The organism is Flavobacteriales bacterium (assembly GCA_025210295.1).
Lineage (GTDB): Bacteria > Bacteroidota > Bacteroidia > Flavobacteriales_D > Parvicellaceae > S010-51.
The window spans coordinates 131,323-152,342 of sequence record JAOASC010000044.1 but is presented as its reverse complement, the minus strand read 5'-3'; the positions used below and the strand labels follow the sequence as shown (position 1 = coordinate 152,342).

The 21,020-nt window shown below is 36.4% G+C and carries 13 protein-coding genes; 8 read left to right on the top strand and 5 right to left on the bottom strand.

Annotated features, from left to right (window positions below; all coding sequences use genetic code 11):
- Together N4A35_13570 and N4A35_13565 are read right to left on the bottom strand one after the other, a co-directional pair.
- The coding region (locus N4A35_13570; GenBank protein ID MCT4582438.1) for a type IX secretion system membrane protein PorP/SprF at positions 1-182 on the bottom strand (182 nt) is incomplete at its 3' end.
- A 58-nt stretch (positions 183-240) separates the two neighbouring features.
- Positions 241-8,784: a gliding motility-associated C-terminal domain-containing protein gene (locus tag N4A35_13565; protein ID MCT4582437.1), complete on the bottom strand. Its 8,544-nt coding sequence runs from the start codon at positions 8,782-8,784 to the stop codon at positions 241-243.
- A gap of 340 nt (positions 8,785-9,124) precedes the next feature.
- Between N4A35_13565 and dnaB the strand changes: the two genes are divergently transcribed.
- On the top strand, positions 9,125-10,678 hold the full coding sequence (gene dnaB / locus N4A35_13560; GenBank protein ID MCT4582436.1) for a replicative DNA helicase: 1,554 nt from the start codon (positions 9,125-9,127) through the stop codon (positions 10,676-10,678).
- A 38-nt stretch (positions 10,679-10,716) separates the two neighbouring features.
- Positions 10,717-11,976 (top strand): asparagine synthetase B, encoded by a 1,260-nt coding sequence (locus N4A35_13555; protein MCT4582435.1) that lies wholly within the window; start codon positions 10,717-10,719, stop codon positions 11,974-11,976.
- Here N4A35_13555 and N4A35_13550 read toward each other — a convergent pair.
- Entirely contained in the window at positions 11,973-12,365 is a 393-nt protein-coding gene (locus N4A35_13550; GenBank protein ID MCT4582434.1) for a hypothetical protein, read from the bottom strand. The two genes, N4A35_13555 and N4A35_13550, sit on opposite strands and share 4 nt — an antisense overlap.
- Positions 12,366-12,504: 139 nt before the next feature.
- Between N4A35_13550 and N4A35_13545 the strand changes: the two genes are divergently transcribed.
- The gene (locus N4A35_13545; GenBank protein ID MCT4582433.1) at positions 12,505-12,939 is read left to right on the top strand and encodes a rhodanese-like domain-containing protein; all 435 of its coding nucleotides are present in this window, start codon (positions 12,505-12,507) and stop codon (positions 12,937-12,939) included.
- Positions 12,939-14,162, top strand: a complete 1,224-nt coding sequence (locus N4A35_13540; GenBank protein ID MCT4582432.1) for a hypothetical protein — start codon at positions 12,939-12,941, stop codon at positions 14,160-14,162. The genes N4A35_13545 and N4A35_13540 overlap by 1 nt, the downstream gene beginning before the upstream one ends.
- Here N4A35_13540 and N4A35_13535 read toward each other — a convergent pair.
- Positions 14,159-14,521, bottom strand: coding sequence for a hypothetical protein (locus N4A35_13535; GenBank protein ID MCT4582431.1), 363 nt, complete (start codon positions 14,519-14,521; stop codon positions 14,159-14,161). The two genes, N4A35_13540 and N4A35_13535, sit on opposite strands and share 4 nt — an antisense overlap.
- A 96-nt stretch (positions 14,522-14,617) precedes the next feature.
- A complete protein-coding gene (locus N4A35_13530) occupies positions 14,618-15,229 on the bottom strand; it encodes a DEAD/DEAH box helicase (GenBank protein MCT4582430.1) in 612 nt (203 codons plus the stop codon).
- 209 nt (positions 15,230-15,438) lie between these two features.
- Here N4A35_13530 and N4A35_13525 point away from each other — a divergent pair, with 209 nt between their 5' ends.
- The 4 genes from N4A35_13525 to fabF all read left to right on the top strand — a co-directional run bounded on the left by N4A35_13525 (position 15,439) and on the right by fabF (position 20,969).
- Positions 15,439-18,003 (top strand): hypothetical protein, encoded by a 2,565-nt coding sequence (locus N4A35_13525; protein MCT4582429.1) that lies wholly within the window; start codon positions 15,439-15,441, stop codon positions 18,001-18,003.
- A gap of 105 nt (positions 18,004-18,108) precedes the next feature.
- Positions 18,109-19,326 carry a cysteine desulfurase gene (locus N4A35_13520; protein MCT4582428.1) on the top strand — a complete coding sequence of 406 codons (1,218 nt, stop codon included), beginning with the start codon at positions 18,109-18,111 and terminating at the stop codon, positions 19,324-19,326.
- 103 nt (positions 19,327-19,429) lie between these two features.
- Complete coding sequence (locus N4A35_13515) at positions 19,430-19,663, top strand: acyl carrier protein (protein MCT4582427.1); 234 nt, start codon at positions 19,430-19,432, stop codon at positions 19,661-19,663.
- Positions 19,664-19,712: 49 nt separating this feature from the next.
- Positions 19,713-20,969, top strand: coding sequence for a beta-ketoacyl-ACP synthase II (fabF, locus tag N4A35_13510; protein MCT4582426.1), 1,257 nt, complete (start codon positions 19,713-19,715; stop codon positions 20,967-20,969).
- Positions 20,970-21,020: the final 51 nt, after the last annotated feature.

Sequence of the window (21,020 nt, the reverse complement as noted above, 5' to 3'; positions counted from 1 at the left end):
CCTGGAAAACTAACCCATTGACTTCTATGCAAACCTGTAATTGTTAACGCATCACGACTCCCTGCATAACCTGGATTTACAGCTAAGGTGTTAAACATATAATGTGTAAACATCGCGTCTTGTTGTGCAAAGGTTATAATCCCTGTCAGTAATAATGATGCTGATATCAGTAGCTTTTTCATAACTTTTTGTTTTAATCAAGTAGTATTGCTAATAATAGCAACACTACCTTGAAACTTTTTATCTATTTAAGTAAACGTAACCTTTGGTTGGTTCAACATCATTCCCCTTTTCATCTTGTCTTTCTGCTTCAAAGATGTAGAAGTATGTTCCTATAGGAAGATCGTCGCCACCAATACTTACTCCAAACATATTTTTGCCATCCCAATCATTTTGATAATTTGTTGATTCATAGACCTTATTCCCCCATCGATTTAAAATCACTAATTTAGAATTAGGGTAATATTCCATTCCGTCAATGACAAAGAAATCATTGACTCCATCTCCATTTGGTGAGAATCCTTCTGGAATAGAGATACCACATAAATCCGCATCGATATAATTTGGAACCCCATCTTGATCACAATCGTCAAAACCTATTTGATCATTCGTAATATCCCATTCCACATCATCGTTAACCCCATCATTATCTGAATCTACATCTTGATAATCTGGTATTCCATCTCCGTCGGTATCAGGTACATTTCCAGTACTTGAACCAGAAACATCGTTCCAACCATCTCCATCAATATCTGTTAAATTGTCTATTACACCATCTCCATCAGGATCTAACACTCCTAAATCCTCATAAGGATGCCCCTCAATGACATCATTAATTCCATCATTATCTGAATCTAAATCTGTATAATCTGGATTTCCATCTTCATCAGTATCAATTGGAGTAGAAGTACCTGCAATATCATCCCAACCATCTCCATCTGCATCAGTAAAGTTATCTACAACACCATCGTTATTTTCATCACTCCCTCCTGCTTCTTCGATATCTGCTATTCCATCATTATCTGAATCTAAATCTTCATGATCTGCTACCCCATCTCCGTCTGTATCTAACAACCCATCTGTCATATCATTATCATCAGCACCATCATTATTTGAATCATTGAAATCATCAATCATTCCATCATTATTCACATCATCGCCTCCACCTTCAACAATATCAGGAATTCCGTCATTATCGGAATCCAAATCAATATAATCTGGACGACCATCATCATCCGTATCTTCTTGACCATTTGATGGTGTTGTATTTGTCCAACCATCTTCATCTGAATCATCTGACAATGTTCCATCAGGATTCACAACATCTACCAATCCATTATTATCTACATCTTCACCTCCGTCTTCAACAACATCATAAATCCCATCATTATCGGAATCTAAATCTTGAAAATCTGGCTGTCCATCGTTATCAAAATCTGGTGGATTTGGCAAACTATTATCATCTGAAATACCATCATTATTTGCATCATCCGACAATGTTCCATCTGGGTTTATATTATCAACAACACCATCATTATTGACATCTTCTCCACCACCTTCAACAATATCAGCTATTCCATCATTATCTGAATCTAAATCAAAAACATCAGGAATTCCATCATTATCGGTATCCAAATCCTCACATATTCCATGAGTATTTAAGGTACAATTATCAGCATCATACATATTAATCACTCCATCTTGATCATCATCTAGTGATGGGTCTGACACACACACAAAGTCTGTAGCACCAGGACCACAAAGTTCAACATAATCAGGAATTCCATCATTATCGTCATCTAAATCTACAACATCATTGATTCCATCTCCATCGTTATCCAACTCTCTCCAATCCATATCTCCCACCCCTGGAAGATCCACATCTGCAAAGTCAGTAGGAACCTGACTATTAGTAGGGTTAATTGCAGAATCATCTGAATCATAAGCATCATCTAAACCATCTTGATCAGCATCATTTCCACTTGGAGTTACATCTGCTACACCATCACCATTCATATCATGCCCCTCAATAGCATCCACTTCACCATCATTATCTGAATCCAAATCCAACCAATCTGACAAACCATCTAAATCTGTATCAGTTAGCGAAACAGAAGTACCTGTTCCCCCTCCAATTCCTACAACAGAATCATTATCGGCATCATAAGCATCATCTAAACCATCTCCATCTAAATCTGTTCCTAAAGGAGCTATATAACCTGTTGTTGTTTGACTTTCTATATTATCTACAATCCCATCATTATCTGCATCAATATCTATAACATCAGTTAATCCATCATTATCTGTATCTGGGTTAGTTATTGCGACACCTCCCATTACATCAACATCTATAGGTTGATCAGCGACTCCATCATTGTTGGTATCTACAACTGGATCATCTGTTAATCCATCATTATCAACATCTGTCATGGTAGATGCATCTCCTGGTGTTGGATAATCAACATGACCATCACCATCTGCATCAACACCTCCTGCTTCAATAACGTCTGTAATCCCATCATCATCGGAATCTAGATCTAAGTAATCTGGTTTTCCTGTTCCATCTGTATTTACAGGATCAACTGCTACACCTCCCGTGACATCAACATCTACAGGTTGATCAGCTGTTCCGTCATTATCAGTATCTACAATTGGACTATCCGTTAACCCATCATTATCTGCATCTGTTATCAATGCCTCCCCCACATCAACTGGGACTCTTCCATCTCTATCTGGATCTTCAGATCCAGACTCAACAATATCAGTTATCCCATCATTATCAGAATCTAGATCTAACTGGTCTGGAACTCCATCAAAATCGGTATCTGGAATAGGATGGGGATTCCCTCCATCTCCATTAACAGTAGTGATTTCATTTTCTGGATCAACCGCATCTGCATAACCATCTACATCGACATCTGTCATTGTAGTCGCATCACCTGGAGTATTATAATCTACTTGCCCATCGCCGTTTATATCTCCCCCACCTGCTTCAACAATATCTGTAATTCCATCATTATCGGAATCCAAATCCAATACATCTAAAATACCATCGCCATCACTATCAGGATTCTTTAAAGGCGTTCCTGAAGTAATTTCAACAATCGAACCATTGTTGGGACTGTCTATATTATCCACTACATCTGCTAATCCATCTCCATCCGCGTCTGGATCATCGCTATCCTGGATACCATCACCATCACTATCAGTACCACCTTGAACACTATCATCAATTCCATCGTTATTAGCATCTGTACCCATAGTATAATCAACATCTATAATATTTGGAATACCATCTAAGTCATCATCTTCCATCGTATCAATTCGACCATCTTTATCAAGATCAACACCTCCTGCTTCAGTTAAGTCAGCAATACCATCATTATCGGAATCTAAATCCAAATAATTAGGAATACCATCGCCATCTGTATCTGTTGGATTGGTTGTTGGGTCATTATCTCCATCTAGATTTAAATCCTCTTCGGCATCAGGAACACCATCATTATCATCATCTAAATCTGCAATATCAGCGACTCCGTCTCCATCTGCGTCTCCTTCTCTCCAATCCAGCTCTATAGTAGAAAGGTTATCAGCATTAGAAATTGTTCCATCTGTTGGCGTTTGTCCATTATTAGTTCCTCCTCCATTATTAACTGATGAAGTTCCATCAACATCAAAAGCATCATCAAGTCCATCATTATCAGAATCATTTCCACTAGGCTGAAGATCCCCTATCAAGTCGTCATCTCCATTCATATCCCACCCTTCTTCAACATCAGCTTGACCATCGTTATCCGAATCCAAATCTATATAATCAGGTGTATCTACATTATCAGTATTAACAGGAACAACTGCTACTCCTGTCCCCCCTCCAATACCTACAACAGAATCATTATCTGCATCATAAGCATCATCTAAACCATCTACATCTACATCTGTTCCTAAAGGAGCTATATAACCTGTTGTTGTTTGACTTTCTATATTATCTACAATCCCATCATTGTCTGCATCAATATCTATAACATCAGTTAATCCATCATGATCAGTATCTGGATTAGTTATTGCTACACCTCCCATCACATCAACATCTATAGGTTGATCAGCTACTCCATCATTATTGGTATCTACAACTAGATCATCTGTTAATCCATCATTATCAACATCTGTCATGGTAGATGCATCTCCTGGTGTTGGATAATCAACATGACCATCGCCATCTGCATCAACACCTCCTGCTTCAATAATATCTGTAATCCCATCATCATCGGAATCGAGATCTAAGTAATCTGGTTTTCCTGTTCCATCTGTATTTACAGGAACAACTGCTACTCCTCCTGTGACATCTACATCCACAGGTTGATCAGCTACTCCATCACTATTTGTATCTACAACTGGATTATCTGTTAACCCATCATTATCTGCATCAGTGACTAAAGTACCTCCAGCATTAACTGGAACTCTACCATCTCCATCTGGATCTTCAGATCCTGCTTCAATAATATCTGTTATCCCATCATTATCGGAATCAAGATCTAACTGGTCTGGAACTCCATCAAAATCGGTATCTGGACTAGGATGAGGATTCCCCCCATCTCCATTAACAGTAGTGATTTCATTTTCTGGATCAACCGCATCTGCATAACCATCTACATCGACATCTGCCATTGTAGTCGCATCACCTGGAGTATCATAATCTACTTGCCCATCGCCGTTTGCATCTCCCCCACCTGCTTCAATAATATCTGTAATTCCATCATTATCGGAATCCAAATCCAATACATCTAAAATACCATCGCCGTCACTATCAGGATTTACTAATGGGCTGCCAGATGTGACCTCTGTTACCCCTCCATTATCTGGGCTATCCAAATTATCTACAACATCAGCTAACCCATCACCATCTGCATCTGGATCATCAGAATCTTGTATCCCATCTCCATCACTATCAGTACCACCTTGAACACTATCATCAATTCCATCGTTATTAGCATCTGCCCCCAAAGTATAATCAACATCCATAATATTTGGAATACCATCTAGGTCATCATCTTCCATCGTGTCGATTCGGCCATCTTTATCTAGATCAGTACCTCCTGCTTCAGTTAAATCAGCAATTCCATCATTATCGGAATCCAAATCTAAATAATCTGGAATACCGTCTCCATCTGTATCTGTTGGATTGGTTGTGGGGTCATTATCCCCATCTAGATTGAAATCCTCTTCGACATCAGGGATACCATCATTATCATTGTCTAAATCTGCAATATCAGCAACTCCATCTCCATCTGTGTCCCCATCTCTCCAATCTAACTCAAGCGTTCCGGGCGTATCATGATCAGGAAAATCAGCTGGAACTGTACCTCCATTCGTTACGTTAGAACCATCTGAACCAGTTACAGCATCTAAAACGATAGTTTCAAAAGCATCATCTAACCCATCATTATCACTATCTAAACCAGACAATACAACATCAGTTACTCCATCATTGTTGGCATCCCAACCTTCTATAACATCACTTTCTCCATCATTATCAGCATCAGTATCCACATAATCCGGACTTAAATCACCATCATTATCATTAGGTATAATTGGCGTCCCTAATCCTCCTGAAATCCCCACAGTATTTTCATCATCACCATCGTAAGCATCATCTAAACCATCACCATCTGAGTCTGTTCCATTTGGAGCAACATACCCTACTGTTGATTGTCCTTCTATATTATCAACAATACCATCATTATCAGCATCAATATCAAGTACATCAGCTAAACCATCATTATCTGTATCTGGGTTAGCAATTGCGACACCTCCAGTAACATCGACATCGATTGGTTGATCGGCACTACCATCATTATTAGTATCCTTAACTAGCCCATCTGTTAATCCATCATTATCAGCATCTACCATAGTCGAAGCATCACCTGGAGTAGGGTAATCGACATGTCCGTCACCATCACCATCTACACCTCCGGCTTCAACAAGATCCGCAATTCCATCGTTATCAGAGTCGAGATCTAAGTAATCATTAACCCCATCTAAATCTGAGTCAGGATTCGTTATCGAAACTCCACCAACAACATCAGTATCTACAGGTTGATCAGCTATTCCATCATTATCGGTATCCACAACTGGATCATCTGTTAACCCATCATTATCTGCATCAGCAACTAAAGTTCCATTTCCATTAGTAGGTACTCTACCATCTCCATCTGGATCTACACCTCCAGCTTCAACAAGATCAGCAATACCGTCATTATCGGAATCTAAATCTAAGTAATTATCAATTCCATCACCATCAGTATCGGCTATATTATGGTTTGTTCCTCCATCGTTAATTCCTACCGATGTATTATCATCTTCATCAACGATATCAGCAAACCCATCCCCATCAACATCTGCCATTGTAGAGGCATCACCTGGTGTTCCATAATCAACTTGCCCATCGCCATTAGCATCTACTCCACCAACCTCTACAAGATCAGTAATCCCATCGTTATCGGAATCTAAATCGACGACATCATTTACACCATCTCCATCTGTATCTGGATTAGTTAATGGATTAGTCTCCATTAAATCATCCATCCCATTTCCATCTGCATCGTTATCATCTGTATCTTGAACTCCATCACCATCTGTATCTACACCTCCTTGGTTAGCATCACAGATATCATCCATTGGAGTAGTATCAGCACACCCTTGAGTAGAAGTATCAACGACATCTGGTATTCCATCATTATCTTCATCTTGGTAAGTATCAACTTGCCCATCACCATTAACATCTACTCCTCCAGCTTCAACAAGATCTGGTATTCCATCGTTATCGGAATCTAAATCATAAACATCAGGAATTCCATCGCCATCCGTATCTGTTGGGTTGGTCATTGGATCATTATCTCCATCAAGATTTAAATCTTCTTGAACATCTGGTATTCCGTCATTATCATCATCTATATCAACAGCATTGCTAACGCCATCATTATCCACATCACAATTGACCACACTATCTACTGTTACCACTACTGTATCGACACAACCAACATAAGCTTCATTGATAGCATAGTAAACGCCATTTGACCCTGCAGAAGTGACAGCATTACCAAGGCTATCATAAAATGTATAGCCTGAATAAGGCAAGTCTACAAAAGGGGTACCTAAGCAAAAGTAAGGGGTCACTGTAGTATCTTTTGGCAACATACACAAGGCTGCATTAATCGGAGTAGCTGTTTCTCCTAAAATCGGACAACCCAAACCATCGAAAATATCAGGGTTACTCTTATTACTAAAAGCATGTCCTGACACATTTCCTGTCCCAAAAATATTTGCTTGATTATTCAAGACGTTATCGCAAGCCAATGCAATACAATCTGTTGTAGCACGTACTCTAAAAGTAAATACTGTACTATCAGTTCCCAGAAGATCATTATTCACAAGGCCTCCCATTGTAGCGTTAGCTCCTGTCCCAATCCTAACTTTTACTGTTCTATTGAGCGCATCATACTCTCCGACATCATCACCTGCCGCATCTGTTTGTACTCCAGTAATCGCTCCATGCACAATATTGATAGAACCAGGTATATATATTGCATTATATTCTAGCGTATCTGTAATAAATGTATTAATCGATGAATCAGAACCTAAATTTACCCCCTTTACTCTGTACTCTAAAACATCCCCTGGATTAACAACTCCTCCATTTAAATCAGTAACAGAAACAGATGCTCTTACATCTGGCTCATAGACATCTATTGCCATTGTAATAACTTGACTCAAGATAGCCTCACCACCTGTTGTTTCTCTAATAACACAAGACGTTGCTGAATTTCCGATCCAATTTTTAGTTGAATTATCAGGCGAAAAGACATCTGCATCATAAGATATATTATTAAAAAACAATGGATTTTGAGAGGTGCTTTCTACACCTCTTATTGTATTCGTAGAATTAAAAACATCATTCACGGGATTGGTTGTATTCGAAACATTCTGAAATCCACTTCCTCCATCAAACAACAACTGATCTCCATCAAACCCTCGATCTCCATCATAAGCAAAAACACCTATATCAAAAGTCACAGGCCCTGAGATAGGCGCCAAAAAACCTGAAATCGGAATATCAACATTTGTTGAACCAGAAACATTTGCTACACCATCATAGACGGTCAGATTCCTCATTGTAAGTAATTCATTCCTATAGACTACCACAATATTCCATGCTCCCCATTGATTATTGGGACCTACCATTGCATACATATTTGCCACTGTATATACAGCATTGTGAGGATTATTTTTCACGATATGAGTAACATCCTTAAAACAGTGATATGAGGCATACCCCGCTGTATTATCAATAAACCAATCAGCTGTAAGATCAATATAATTACCTCCATCGACTTTTAGCTTCAGTTTATCTCTATCATCATACCCTGGATCAGAAGAAAGTCGTTGAGCCCCCCAATAAAGACCTGCCCACAGCACTTCACTACACTGAGGCAAGTCTATACTATCAGAACTGGAACTAAAAGTTGTGGGGTCTCCATCTACATCTACATACATAGGAGTATGGTCATTGTTCTGACTATAGGGGTACACTGTAGGTGCTACATCCGTTATTAAATTCGCACAGTTCGCACCTCCACCTCCTCCTCCGTCACACTGAACAATCGTATTAGAAACAAAATCTATATTCCCTTTTTGAGTTGCATCAAAGCGCTTAGTAAAAGGTGTTACTATTTGAGCCGAAGCATTTCCCAACAATAACAACGACAATACAAAAATTAATTTATTCATTTTATTTAATTTTAACAGACCTACTTTTATAGTCTTTAACTTACTTTTTAAATTCTTCTTACGTCACCCCACAAGCCCCAAAACACTTGAACACTTTCGATTTACCCCTATCTTTTCTAGTCCTTGTAAAAATAGTAAACAGCAATCTGTATATTAGCTAAATAAACGTTTCTATCTGTTTAAAACCGCTTAAGTACAAACAGAGACCAACAACTTATTCTTTTTGGATTTTCCTTTTTTTGTATCCACACTCTAACCAAACTTAACTAAGTATCGATTCCTTAAAATTTCAACTCAATGTTGTTATGAAATTCAGTTTTTATCAATTAACTTTGTAGTTATGACTCAATCTGTAGGAGATATAATTCAGAACTCTAATAATCGACCAATAAAGAAGAAAGATCCGAATGCCTTTGGCGGGAAACTCCCTCCTCAAGCAGTAGATCTTGAAGAAGCTGTATTAGGAGCGTTGATGCTGGAAAAATCTCCAGTAAATGATGTTATTGATGTTTTAAAACCAGAGAGTTTTTATAAAGAAGCTCACCAACGTATTTACGAGGCTATCTATGAGTTATTTGGAGACTCTGAGGCTATTGACATTTTAACTGTAACCCAGAAACTTCGTTCAAAGGGTGAGCTTGAAATTGCTGGTGGCCCTTATTATATTAGTCAGTTAACCAATAGGGTAGCATCTGCAGCTCATGCGGAATCTCATGCGCGTATTATTGCTCAGAAATATATTTTAAGAGAGTTAATTGGTATATCTAGCAAAGTCATTCAAAAAGCCTATGATGAAACTACTGATGTATTTGAATTATTAGACGAAGCGGAAAGTGGGTTATTCTCTGTAGCAGAAGGTAATATTCGTAAAAATTACGATAAAATGTCAACCTTAATTAAACAAGCTGCTGAAGAGATTGAAGTTGCAATGAACAGGGATGATGGTGTTAGTGGTATTGCTACAGGATTTACGGCACTTGACAGAGTAACATCAGGGTGGCAACGTTCTGACATGATTGTTTTAGCAGCCCGTCCTGGTATGGGGAAAACGGCATTTGTAATCTCTATGGCACGAAATATTGCTGTTGAATTCAATCATGGTGTTGCTATTTTCTCATTAGAGATGAGTTCCCTACAAATTGTAAATCGTTTGATTTCTGGTGAAGCTGAAATTCCAGCGGAGGATATTAGAAAGGGGAACTTTACCCAAGAAAAGTTTAATCACTTATTTGAAAAAACTAAACGATTGGCAGAAGCTCCTATTTTTATTGATGATACACCTGGACTTTCTGTTTTCGAATTAAGAGCAAAATGTCGAAGACTGAAACAGCAACATGATATTAACATTGTAATTATTGATTATTTACAATTGATGTCTGCTGGAGGAAGTGGCGGAAACAGGGAGCAAGAAATTAGTACCATTTCTCGTTCGATAAAAGAAATTGCAAAAGAATTAGACGTTCCAATTATTGCACTATCACAATTGAGTCGTTCTGTTGAAACAAGAGGAGGAGATAAACGACCTATGCTTTCAGATTTAAGGGAATCTGGAGCTATTGAGCAGGATGCAGATATTGTTACCTTTATATACAGACCTGAATATTACCAAATGGAAACTTGGCCAGATGAAACACCATGTGCTGGACAAGGTGAAATTATTATTGCTAAACACCGAAACGGTTCCCTTGAAGATGTACGATTAAAATTCGTTGGTAAATTTGCTAAATTTGATAACCTGGATGCTTTTGATAACGATTTTGGCGGACCTGAAGGTGGAGGAATGCCACTTTTGCCTAATGAAAATTTTGATGAAGAAACAGGAACTTTTATCATGTCTTCCAAAATGAATGACGATGATTTTGAAGATTTCTCCAATGAAGATGCCCCTTTTTAGCTTGAATTAACGGCATTATTTTTGACAACTCAACAACTATGAAAAAAGGCTTTCTCTTTATACTTTTTGTTTCATGTAGTATTTTAATACACGCTAGCTACATCCTTATCCCTATGGATGAATCGAAACAAAAAAACCACCTTAAAGCCTATGGTATTGCCTACTGGGTATTACAAAATGATATCGAAATCGAATGGCTTTTAAATTATCGAGGCGGCAGCTTTTTGATTCCTCAGCACCAAGAAATAGAGGAAGAATGTGTTATCAGAGGCGTTTCTTATGAACTCATTGCAGATGTTCAAGCCAACCAAATAAAACAAAAAATCGCAGATCCTGAAGTCAACCAAGAGATTGTAAAGCTACAAAAGGTTCCTAAAATTGCTGTCTACACTCCTAAAGGAAAACAACCTTGGGATGATGCTGTTACGATGGTTTTAACCTATGCTGAGATTCCTTATGACGAGCTATACGATACTGAAGTGATACAAGGAAAACTTCCTGAATACGACTGGTTACATTTGCATCATGAAGATTTTACTGGCCAATATGGTAAGTTTTACCGAAGTTATAAAAATGCTGCTTGGTACCAAAAACGACAAAGAGAAACCGAAGCAAGAGCTAAAGCTTTAGGGTTTGAAAAAGTTAGTCAATTGAAATTAGGGGTAGCTAAAAAGATACAAGAATTCACAATTGGAGGAGGCTTTTTATTTACGATGTGCTCAGGAACCGACTCTTATGATATTGCTCTGGCCGCTCAAGGAACCGATATTTGTGATCACATGTATGATGGCGACCCACAAGACCCTACGGCTCAAAAGAAACTAGATTACAGTCAAACACTTGCTTTTAAAGACTTTAAGTTAGTTACCAATCCATTAGAATACGAATTTTCGGACATTGATGCAACTAAAGATCATAGAGTTCCTGAGCAACAGGATAAATTTACGCTGTTTGAATTTTCTGCAAAATGGGATGTAGTCCCAACTATTTTGTGTCAAAACCACACCAACGTAATAGATGGTTTCATGGGGCAAACAACCGACTTTAGAAAACACACCATTAAGTCTAATGTTTTGATTATGGGAGAAAACAAAGCATTAGGAACAGCTCGATATATCCATGGAGAACTTGGCAAAGGCCAATGGACATTCTATGGTGGTCATGACCCTGAAGATTACAGGCATTTTGTAAACGACCCTCCTACAGATTTAAACTTACACCCAAATTCTCCTGGCTACCGTTTAATTTTAAACAACATTTTATTTCCTGCTGCTAAAAAGAAAAAACAAAAAACTTAATTATTTTGTTTTCCTTGGGCTAACCAACACTCTAACTGCTGAATTAAGGAGTCATTTAATTTTGCTTGAAACTTAGGCATTGACGAGACTCCAGGTTCATGTTTCACAGCTTTAAGGACACGATTAAATGTCAAAGAGTCTGAAATTTGAGCATAATCTTCGAAAACATAGCCGCTTGCTGAAGATGCTGCATTATGACAGCCTGATGTTGCGCAGTTTTGAATAAAAATAGGTTTAACGGTATTCACAAAAGAGACTGTAACGGTATCACAATACGACAAACTTATCGCTCCATTATCATCGTCAACTTGAACCAACTCTATTGCTTTATCTTTTTTACATCCTAAAAAGATTACTACCAAAAACGAAACCACTAACACTTTATTCATTGATATAAATTTACAATTATAAATTACAAATACAAATTCCCTCACGTCATTGGGTGCTAAAACTAGAAATGTAACATGTGTAACCGTAACTTTTTATAACTTTTCATTTCTTTGTGAGATCAAAAACATAATTATAAAGATGAAACAATTATTAAAACCAATTTTTGCAGTGTCAACCTTATTGTTTTTTTCTTGTAGTGAAGAACAAGCTCAAGAACAAAACCATAACCACAACACCACTGAACAACATGCTAGTCCAGCTCAGCAAAACACTACAATTGCTAAAAATGTAAATGTTCAAGAATTTAAAAAGTTGATTGAAAATGAAGCCGGAACAATTGTAGACGTTAGAACTCCTGGTGAATTTAGCCAAGGAAATATTAAAAACGCTTTAAACATCAATATTTCTGGCAACTTTTCTGAAGAGATCCAAAAACTAGATAAAAACAAACCTGTTTACCTCTATTGCAGAAGTGGAGGAAGAAGCTCTAGAGCAATGCAAACAATGACTCAGATGGGGTTTAAAGAAGTTTACAATTTAATGGGCGGATACATGGCTTGGTCAAGACAGTAATGAAGCACAAACAAACATACCTTTTAATTGCAACTGTACTTTTTAGTATGGTTGCTTTTTTATTGAGTTGTGAGAATAATCAAGAACAAATTCAAAACTTTGAAAAGAAACAGCTAAAAACAATAACCCCATTAACAAACAGTTGGGACATTGCTATCCCCAACCAAACTATACCTGAGGGATTAGTCTCTCTTTCGGCAAAATCTTGTGGAGCTTGTCATCAAGAACATTATCAAGAATGGCAGCATTCTACTCATTCTCATGCATGGACTGACCCGCAATTTCAAGCTGAAATAGCCAAAGAAAGTAGCCCCTTTATGTGTATTAATTGTCACATCCCTCTCCAAAACCAACAAAAAGATATTGTAACAGGGCTTATTAACGGAGATATCTATCAACCAGTTACTCAACCCAACCCTCATTTTGATGAAGCTCTCCAACAAGAAGGAATAAATTGTGCTAGTTGCCATGTTAGAGACGGGGCTGTATTAGGACCTACAGGAACGAATAAAGCACCACATAAAACTGTTAAAGACACATTGCACCTTTCAGAAAACCTTTGTATTTCATGCCATAACGCCGTTGCTGTTGTCACTCCTCAACTTGCTTGTACATTTGAAACTGGTGATGAATGGAAAGCGGGGCCATATTTTGGCGAACAAAATTGTAAATCTTGTCACATGCCTGACACTACTAGGAGCATTGTACCTGGCTATGAACCACGCAACAGCAGACAACATTATTTTATGGGATCTGGAATTCCAAAATTTATAGATCAACCGACTAAAATGCTTAACGGTCTATTAATAGAACCTATAGCCTTTAAGCCCAATAGCAAAACAGGAGACACCATGCGCTTTAATGTTGATATCACCAACAAATTTGCCGGCCATAAAGTTCCAACTGGAGATCCTGAGCGCTTTATCATTATTGAACAAACTGTTTACGACAAAGATTCTACATTAATTAGTCAAAAAAGACATAGAATTGGAGAAGAGTGGGAATGGTATCCGGAAGCAAAGAAAATTAGCGACAATAACTTATTACCTAATGAAAAAAGAGCTTTCTCATTTGACTTTGTAAAACCAAATAAAAAAGACCTTTTCTATCAATTAAAGGTTTCTAAGCATCGATCTACTCCAAAAAACAAAGCCTATAACAAACTTCCTGAAGAATACCCTATAGCAATTACAATTTTTGAAAAGGAGTATCCACTAGACTAAGCATCCATATCTTTACCAACTTCATTTTGCTCTTTCAATGTCCATCCGTCAGTAGATGTCGTTTCTAACCAAAGTCTTCCACTTTTTCTGAATACTTGAACATGTATTCCAAAATTTTCCTCAAACCCTTGCTCTACTTCACTAACTTTAGATTGAGGTGTAAGAATTAAATCTCCTTCATTGTGAACAGTTCTAATCTCAGCAATTTGTTTTTCACCTACAATTAAATCTTCTTTTCTTGAAGCTTCTTTTTCCTTATGTGGTTGAGTAAAAAACTCCAACTTCAAATAAGGATAATATTGAGAAAATTTTGTTTTGATATCTTTTGTTGAACTACTATCTTCTATATGTATTTTCATAATTTATGTATTTTTTATTTCTATACATAAATATAATCGACGAACCAATTTCCCAGAATGACTTTTATCATACAATATACTAATTCTATTCAAGTTTTAAATGTTAATTGTATAAGCCCTTTCCATAAAAAGCGCTTTCATCTTCTCTAACTTAGGATCAAAATGAGTTGCAAAAACCACATGTTGCATCCTTTTAAAACTTTCAGAAATTCTATTGATATCTGTTAAAAAACTGGTATTATTTAAAAAATTAGCATCTTCAACGACAATCATTTGTAATTCATTCAAATTTATTCCGTTCTGAAAGTAAAGCTTACTTAGTCTATTGGGAGTTGCAATAACGACATCCATCCCAGCATAAATCAAATCCTTTTGATTATAGATATGATGTTCTTCAACTACTGAATAAACTCTTAAGTCTGTTTGATTCATCCACTTTTTAAAATGCTCTTCTAAGGCTAAAGCGGCCTCTTTATCCTTTACAAAAATTAGCACTCTCGGATTATCTCCTTGTGCTTTAAACTTTAGTTTTTGTAAAATAGCTATCAATAGAGCTGTTGTTTTTCCAGTTCCCTCAGCCCCTATACCAAAGACATCTGCACCACTTTTAATTTTAGGAATAATTTTTTTTTGAAATTCGTTAGCCTCAATAATACTATGAGCTTCCATAACCTCTTTAAGCGCTGGAATTATTTTTTTAAATGCCATAATTCTTTCTATATTCGAATCAAAAATAATAAATAACTAGAGTTCTAGCTTTATTCCTCCCCCAGTTTATTTTTGTGTCAAAATTTTAAACGACTTTGAATAATCATTACGATGGGAAATTAACTTTCATTTCACATTTTATTGTGAACAGTTTTTAATGGTCTCCTAAAACTTTCACTGAAATAGGTCTACTTTTGGATTTTGAGTATATGCTAAGAAAAGTAGCCATTATTATTTTAATCCTTACTTGTTTAGGAAGTGTTTATTTTATTTTTCAAACACTTGAAAAAAGAGTACACCAAAACACACCAATCATCACCAGTGTACCCGAAAGTGCTGCAATAATATTTGAATTAGAAAAACCGATCACTTTTTGGAGAAACCTATCGGAGACGAACCTCCTTTGGAGCAACCTTAAAAACACTGATTACTTGGCTCATTTAGACTCTACTCTTAATCGACTGGATTCTATTTTCCAAGCTCCTCCTGTTATTCGTGATCGCAATACGATTATCTCTTTACACCAAGGGAGCAAAACACCAGAAATATCTGTAGCATTTACGGCTGATGAAGAAGAATTCAAAACCTTTCTAAAGAAGCTTGGAGCAGACCAACCCAACAATCAAAAACACTTCATATACTCCTCTTCAACTCTACCTCAATTCTTAATCACTTATTCCACTCCTTTTGTTTTACTTTCATCCAACGAGAGTTTATTACAAACCAGTATTCAGCAAATCAATCAAAAAGAGCACTTACTAAACGATAGTTTGTTTGCTTCATTATACCACAAGGGAAAAAGCGATTTACAACTCTATTATAACACACAAAAACTAAAAAGCATTGCTATTCCTTATCTAAAAAAGGAGCATATCGAATCTTGGAACAACAACAAACAATGGGCAAGTTTAGATTGTATTCTCAACAATGACAAACTACTCTTAAATGGACTTGCTAATTTCAACTTATCTGGGAATGAAATCTTCAAAAACACCAATAATATTAAAGAAAATTTACTTCCTAAAAATATTCGAGAAAAAACAGAATATGCTATTGAGCCAACTAAAATCCCCAACAAAATTGAAAGCACTATTACAGCTGTATGCAACTGTGCTTTTCAACAAATGATTGAAGAGTACTTAGGCCAACGTATTGGAGTTGTAACATTTGGACAACAAAACTCAAAAGCTTATTATATTCAACTTAAAAATGATCGTTCTCTTACTACCGAAATCAACCATTTATTTGATATTGATTCCACCGTCCAGACCTTTCATGACCAACGCATATACCAGTTAAAAAGCTCAAGTATCCAGCCCTTATTAGCTATTTCTTCACCATTACACTTTACCTTTTATGAAAACTATCTTGTCATCTCCGATCTAGAGGGAATTAAGCAATTGGCTTTTGAATGGAAGAAAAATAAACACACGAAGCCTCAGTATGCTTATCATCAGTTCGCAAAAGAATACTTAGCTCAACAATCTAATTACAGTTTTTTCTCTCAATCTAACACCTTACAGCATCAAATTAGTGAATGGGTTAAACCACAATTCCAAAATTCGATTCTTGACCTAACGAACAAACTCCAACAAGGATTTTATTTGGCCTATCAAAGCAACTACCTGCAACAAAACCTCTACCATGAAGCAACAATCGTTAAGACAAAATTTCATCAAAACTCCAAAAACAATGAACTGTGGAACCTAACACTTGGAACTTCTAGTTCTTTTACTCCTCAACTTCTAAAGAACCACCGTAGCAAGAGCTTAGACATCCTTATTCAAGACAATAAAAACAATATCCACTTAATTAATGCAGCTGGAAATATCAAATGGTCTAAGCAACTCCAGGAGCCAATTCTAGGAACTGTACAACAAATAGACATTTATGGCAATAATAAATACCAAATGGCATTTAATACTTCTTCTCATATTTATGTCATAGACATTAATGGAAATTTTGTTAAAGGCTTCCCTATCCAACTAGAAAGTAAAGCAAGCAGTCCATTAACCATTTTTGATTATGAGCGCAATTTTAATTATCGTTTCTGGATAAGTTGCGAAAACTTAATTACCTATAACTATGATAAAGAAGGGAAAAAAGTAGTCGGCTGGTCATTACCTAAAAGTTCTGCTCCAATCCGCCAACAATACAAGAGAACCGTATTTAATCAAAAAGACTACATCTACACCTTAGATGAAGCTGGAGAACTTTACTTTATCAATCGTCGTGGAGAATCCATCTTTAGTTTACCCAACAAACTAAATGCTAGAAAAGGAAAAATAACCTTACAAAAAAGAGCAACACTTGGTTCTAGTGCTTTTATTTATCAGAATGACTCTACTGGAAAAATTCAAGCATACAGCATGGATAATATTACTCAAGATATTATCATCGATACCAACAACAGTTCTTCTAATTTTGAAATTATTGATATCGACAATAATAAGTTTATTGATTATCTCTCTTTTAACCAAAATAAAGTTGAGCTCTACGGTTTAGACCAAACTTTAATTCAGAAAAATGAATTTCTTGAAAACGTAGAGCAAGGGCATACTGTTGTAAACAATATGAGCGGACAGAAGTTTATCGTTATACAAAAAGAAAATACTGATGAAATCATTATTCTCGATAAGTATTTAAATCAAGTTCTAAGCACTCCTATTAAAGGCTCTCTTCAAATAGCCATTGATGATATTAATTCAGATGGGAAACAAGATATCGTAACGATAACCAACAGTGAAACGATTAAAGTATACTACATCAACTAAACTGATCTAGCGCATCATTATTTTAATCCTCTTTCTAAATTTTAACAATACAATAGCGCCTCATTCATTTTTGGTCGTACCTTTGTGCTTCAAAACATGAATCAAATGGTTAACATAAATGACATTCGTAAGGACTTCCCTATCTTAAATAGAAAAATCAAAGGCAAAGATTTAGTCTACTTTGACAATGGGGCAACTACCCAGAAACCGCAACAAGTTATTGATGCTATATCAACATATTATGCTAACGAGAATAGCAATATTCATCGTGGTGTACACACTCTAAGTCAAGAAGCTACAACAAAATATGAAGACGCAAGACAAGTTCTTCAGAATTTTATTGGAGCTCGTCATAGTCATGAAATTATTTTTACCAGTGGAACTACAGGTAGTATTAATTTAATTGCAAGTAGCTTTGGTAAAAAGCACCTAAAAAAAGGAGATGAGATAATCATTTCAGCAATGGAGCATCACAGTAATATTGTTCCTTGGCAAATGATATGTGAAGAAAAAGGAGCGCTACTAAAAGTAATTCCCATCAATCAAAATGGAGAATTAATTCTTGAGGAGCTTGATCAGCTTTTAACCCCCAAAACTAAACTAGTTGCGATTAATCATATTTCGAACACCCTGGGGACCATTAATCCTATCGAAAAAATCATCGAAAAGGTTCATCAAAACGGTTCTTTAATTCTTATTGATGCTGCGCAATCTATTGCACATACGCCGATTAATGTTCTACAATTAGATGTAGACTTCTTAGTTTTTTCTGGACATAAGATGTTTGCTCCAACGGGAATAGGAGTTTTATATGGAAAGGAAGCGCTCTTAAATGATCTTCCGCCCTATCAAGGAGGAGGAGACATGATTAAAGAAGTTACTTTTGAAAAAACAACCTACAACTGTTTACCTCACAAACTAGAAGCAGGAACACCAAATATTGTTGGAGGAATTGGATTAGGAGAAGCTGTAAAATATATTGAGAAAATAGGGTTTGATTATATTCAACAACAAGAAACAGCCTTACTAAACTATGGTACTGAGCAACTCTTAGCGATTGATGGTGTAAGAATTATTGGAACAGCAGCTGAGAAAACCAGTGTCATTTCCTTTGTGATTGACGGGATACACCCATTTGATGTAGGAACCTTAATTGACCAATTAGGAGTCGCGGTAAGAACTGGACATCACTGTACACAACCTTTGATGGCTTTCTTTAAAATACCTGGAACGATAAGGGCTTCTTTTTCTTTCTACAATACTAAAGAAGAAATAGATATCTTTATACAAGCGTTAAAAAGAGCAATAAAAATGCTGATCTAACTTTTTTTAATCTATTTAACAGTAACTTTAGTAAAAAGTATTTTGTCGAATGATTGAAAAATGTTTTATTTGCACCCTGTATTAATCATTAAAACTAAATAAAATGGCAGATATTAAAGGAAAAGTAGTATCAATTATTGTTGACAAATTAGGTGTTGACGAAGGTGAAGTAACTCTTGAGGCTAACTTTACAAACGATTTAGGAGCAGATTCATTAGATACTGTTGAGTTAATCATGGAATTTGAGAAAGAATTTAACATCGCTATTCCAGATGAGGAAGCTGAGAAAATTCAAACTGTAGGAGATGCTGTTAAATATATTGAAAGCAACTCATAAGCGATAATCGCTAAACATAACAGATTATTAAATTATTTAAATTTTAAGTATGGCATCTAAAAAACGTGTAGTAATAACGGGAATGGGCGCATTAACCCCAATTGGTAATTCTTTAGAAGAATATTGGAACAACTTAATTGAAGGGGTAAGTGGTGCAGCACCTATTACACATTTTGATGCTGAAAAATTTAAAACTCAGTTTGCATGTGAGGTTAAAAACTTCGATGTAAAAGAACATTTAGATAGAAAAGAGGCTCGTAAACTCGACCTCTTTTCTCAATATGCTATGGTCTCAGCTGCTGAAGCAATGAAAGACTCTGGCATAGACACAGAAAAAATAGACTTAGACAGAGCTGGTGTCGTTTGGGGATCAGGTATTGGAGGAATTACAACATTCCAAGAAGAATGTTTTAATTTTAAAGATGGTGATGGTACTCCACGTTTTAACCCTTTCTTTATTCCTAAAATGATTGTTGATATTGCTTCAGGGCACTTATCAATTAAATATGGTTTTAGAGGTCCTAATTACGTTACTGTTTCGGCATGTGCTTCATCAAACAATGCGATTATTGATGCTGCTATGCACATTCAATTGGGCAAAGCTGACGTTATGATTACAGGAGGTTCTGAAGCTTCTGTTAACATTGCTGGGATGGGAGGTTTTAATGCCTTAAAAGCTTTATCTACAAGAAATGATGCTCCTCAAACTGCTTCAAGACCATTTGATGCTAATAGAGATGGGTTTGTTTTAGGAGAAGGTGCAGGATGTATTATTCTTGAAGAATTAGAACACGCTAAAGCTAGAGGAGCGAAAATATATGCTGAAGTTGCTGGTGGAGGTCTATCTGCTGATGCTCATCATATTACTGCGCCACACCCTGAAGGTACAGGTGCTAAAAAAGCAATGGAATTTGCTTTAGATGATGCAGAGTTAAGCATTGAAGACATTGACTACATAAATGTTCATGGAACTTCTACTCCTCTTGGAGATGTAGCAGAACTAAAAGCTATTAAATCTGTTTTTGGAGAACAGGCTTACAACTTAAATATTAGTTCTACAAAGTCTATGACAGGCCATTTATTAGGTGCTGCTGGAGCTATAGAAGCTATTGCAACGACAATGGCAGTTGTTAATGATATTGTTCCTCCTACGATCAACTTTGAAACAGAAGACGAGAACATTGACTATAAGCTTAATTTGACATTAAATAAAGCTGAAAAACGTACTGTTAACGCTGCTGTAAGTAACACCTTTGGGTTTGGAGGGCACAACACTTCTGTGATCATAAAAAAATATAACGATTAAATTTCCTTTTTTCCATAGAAAGGTTAATTCGGAACATCAAGAATTAATTGA

Coding starts and splice junctions, on each gene's coding strand:
- N4A35_13565 (MCT4582437.1), bottom strand. CDS start 8,784: ATGAATAAATTAATTTTTGTATTGTCGTTGTTATTGTTGGGAAATGCT.
- dnaB (MCT4582436.1), top strand. CDS start 9,125: ATGACTCAATCTGTAGGAGATATAATTCAGAACTCTAATAATCGACCA.
- N4A35_13555 (MCT4582435.1), top strand. CDS start 10,717: ATGAAAAAAGGCTTTCTCTTTATACTTTTTGTTTCATGTAGTATTTTA.
- N4A35_13550 (MCT4582434.1), bottom strand. CDS start 12,365: ATGAATAAAGTGTTAGTGGTTTCGTTTTTGGTAGTAATCTTTTTAGGA.
- N4A35_13545 (MCT4582433.1), top strand. CDS start 12,505: ATGAAACAATTATTAAAACCAATTTTTGCAGTGTCAACCTTATTGTTT.
- N4A35_13540 (MCT4582432.1), top strand. CDS start 12,939: ATGAAGCACAAACAAACATACCTTTTAATTGCAACTGTACTTTTTAGT.
- N4A35_13535 (MCT4582431.1), bottom strand. CDS start 14,521: ATGAAAATACATATAGAAGATAGTAGTTCAACAAAAGATATCAAAACA.
- N4A35_13530 (MCT4582430.1), bottom strand. CDS start 15,229: ATGGCATTTAAAAAAATAATTCCAGCGCTTAAAGAGGTTATGGAAGCT.
- N4A35_13525 (MCT4582429.1), top strand. CDS start 15,439: ATGCTAAGAAAAGTAGCCATTATTATTTTAATCCTTACTTGTTTAGGA.
- N4A35_13520 (MCT4582428.1), top strand. CDS start 18,109: ATGGTTAACATAAATGACATTCGTAAGGACTTCCCTATCTTAAATAGA.
- N4A35_13515 (MCT4582427.1), top strand. CDS start 19,430: ATGGCAGATATTAAAGGAAAAGTAGTATCAATTATTGTTGACAAATTA.
- fabF (MCT4582426.1), top strand. CDS start 19,713: ATGGCATCTAAAAAACGTGTAGTAATAACGGGAATGGGCGCATTAACC.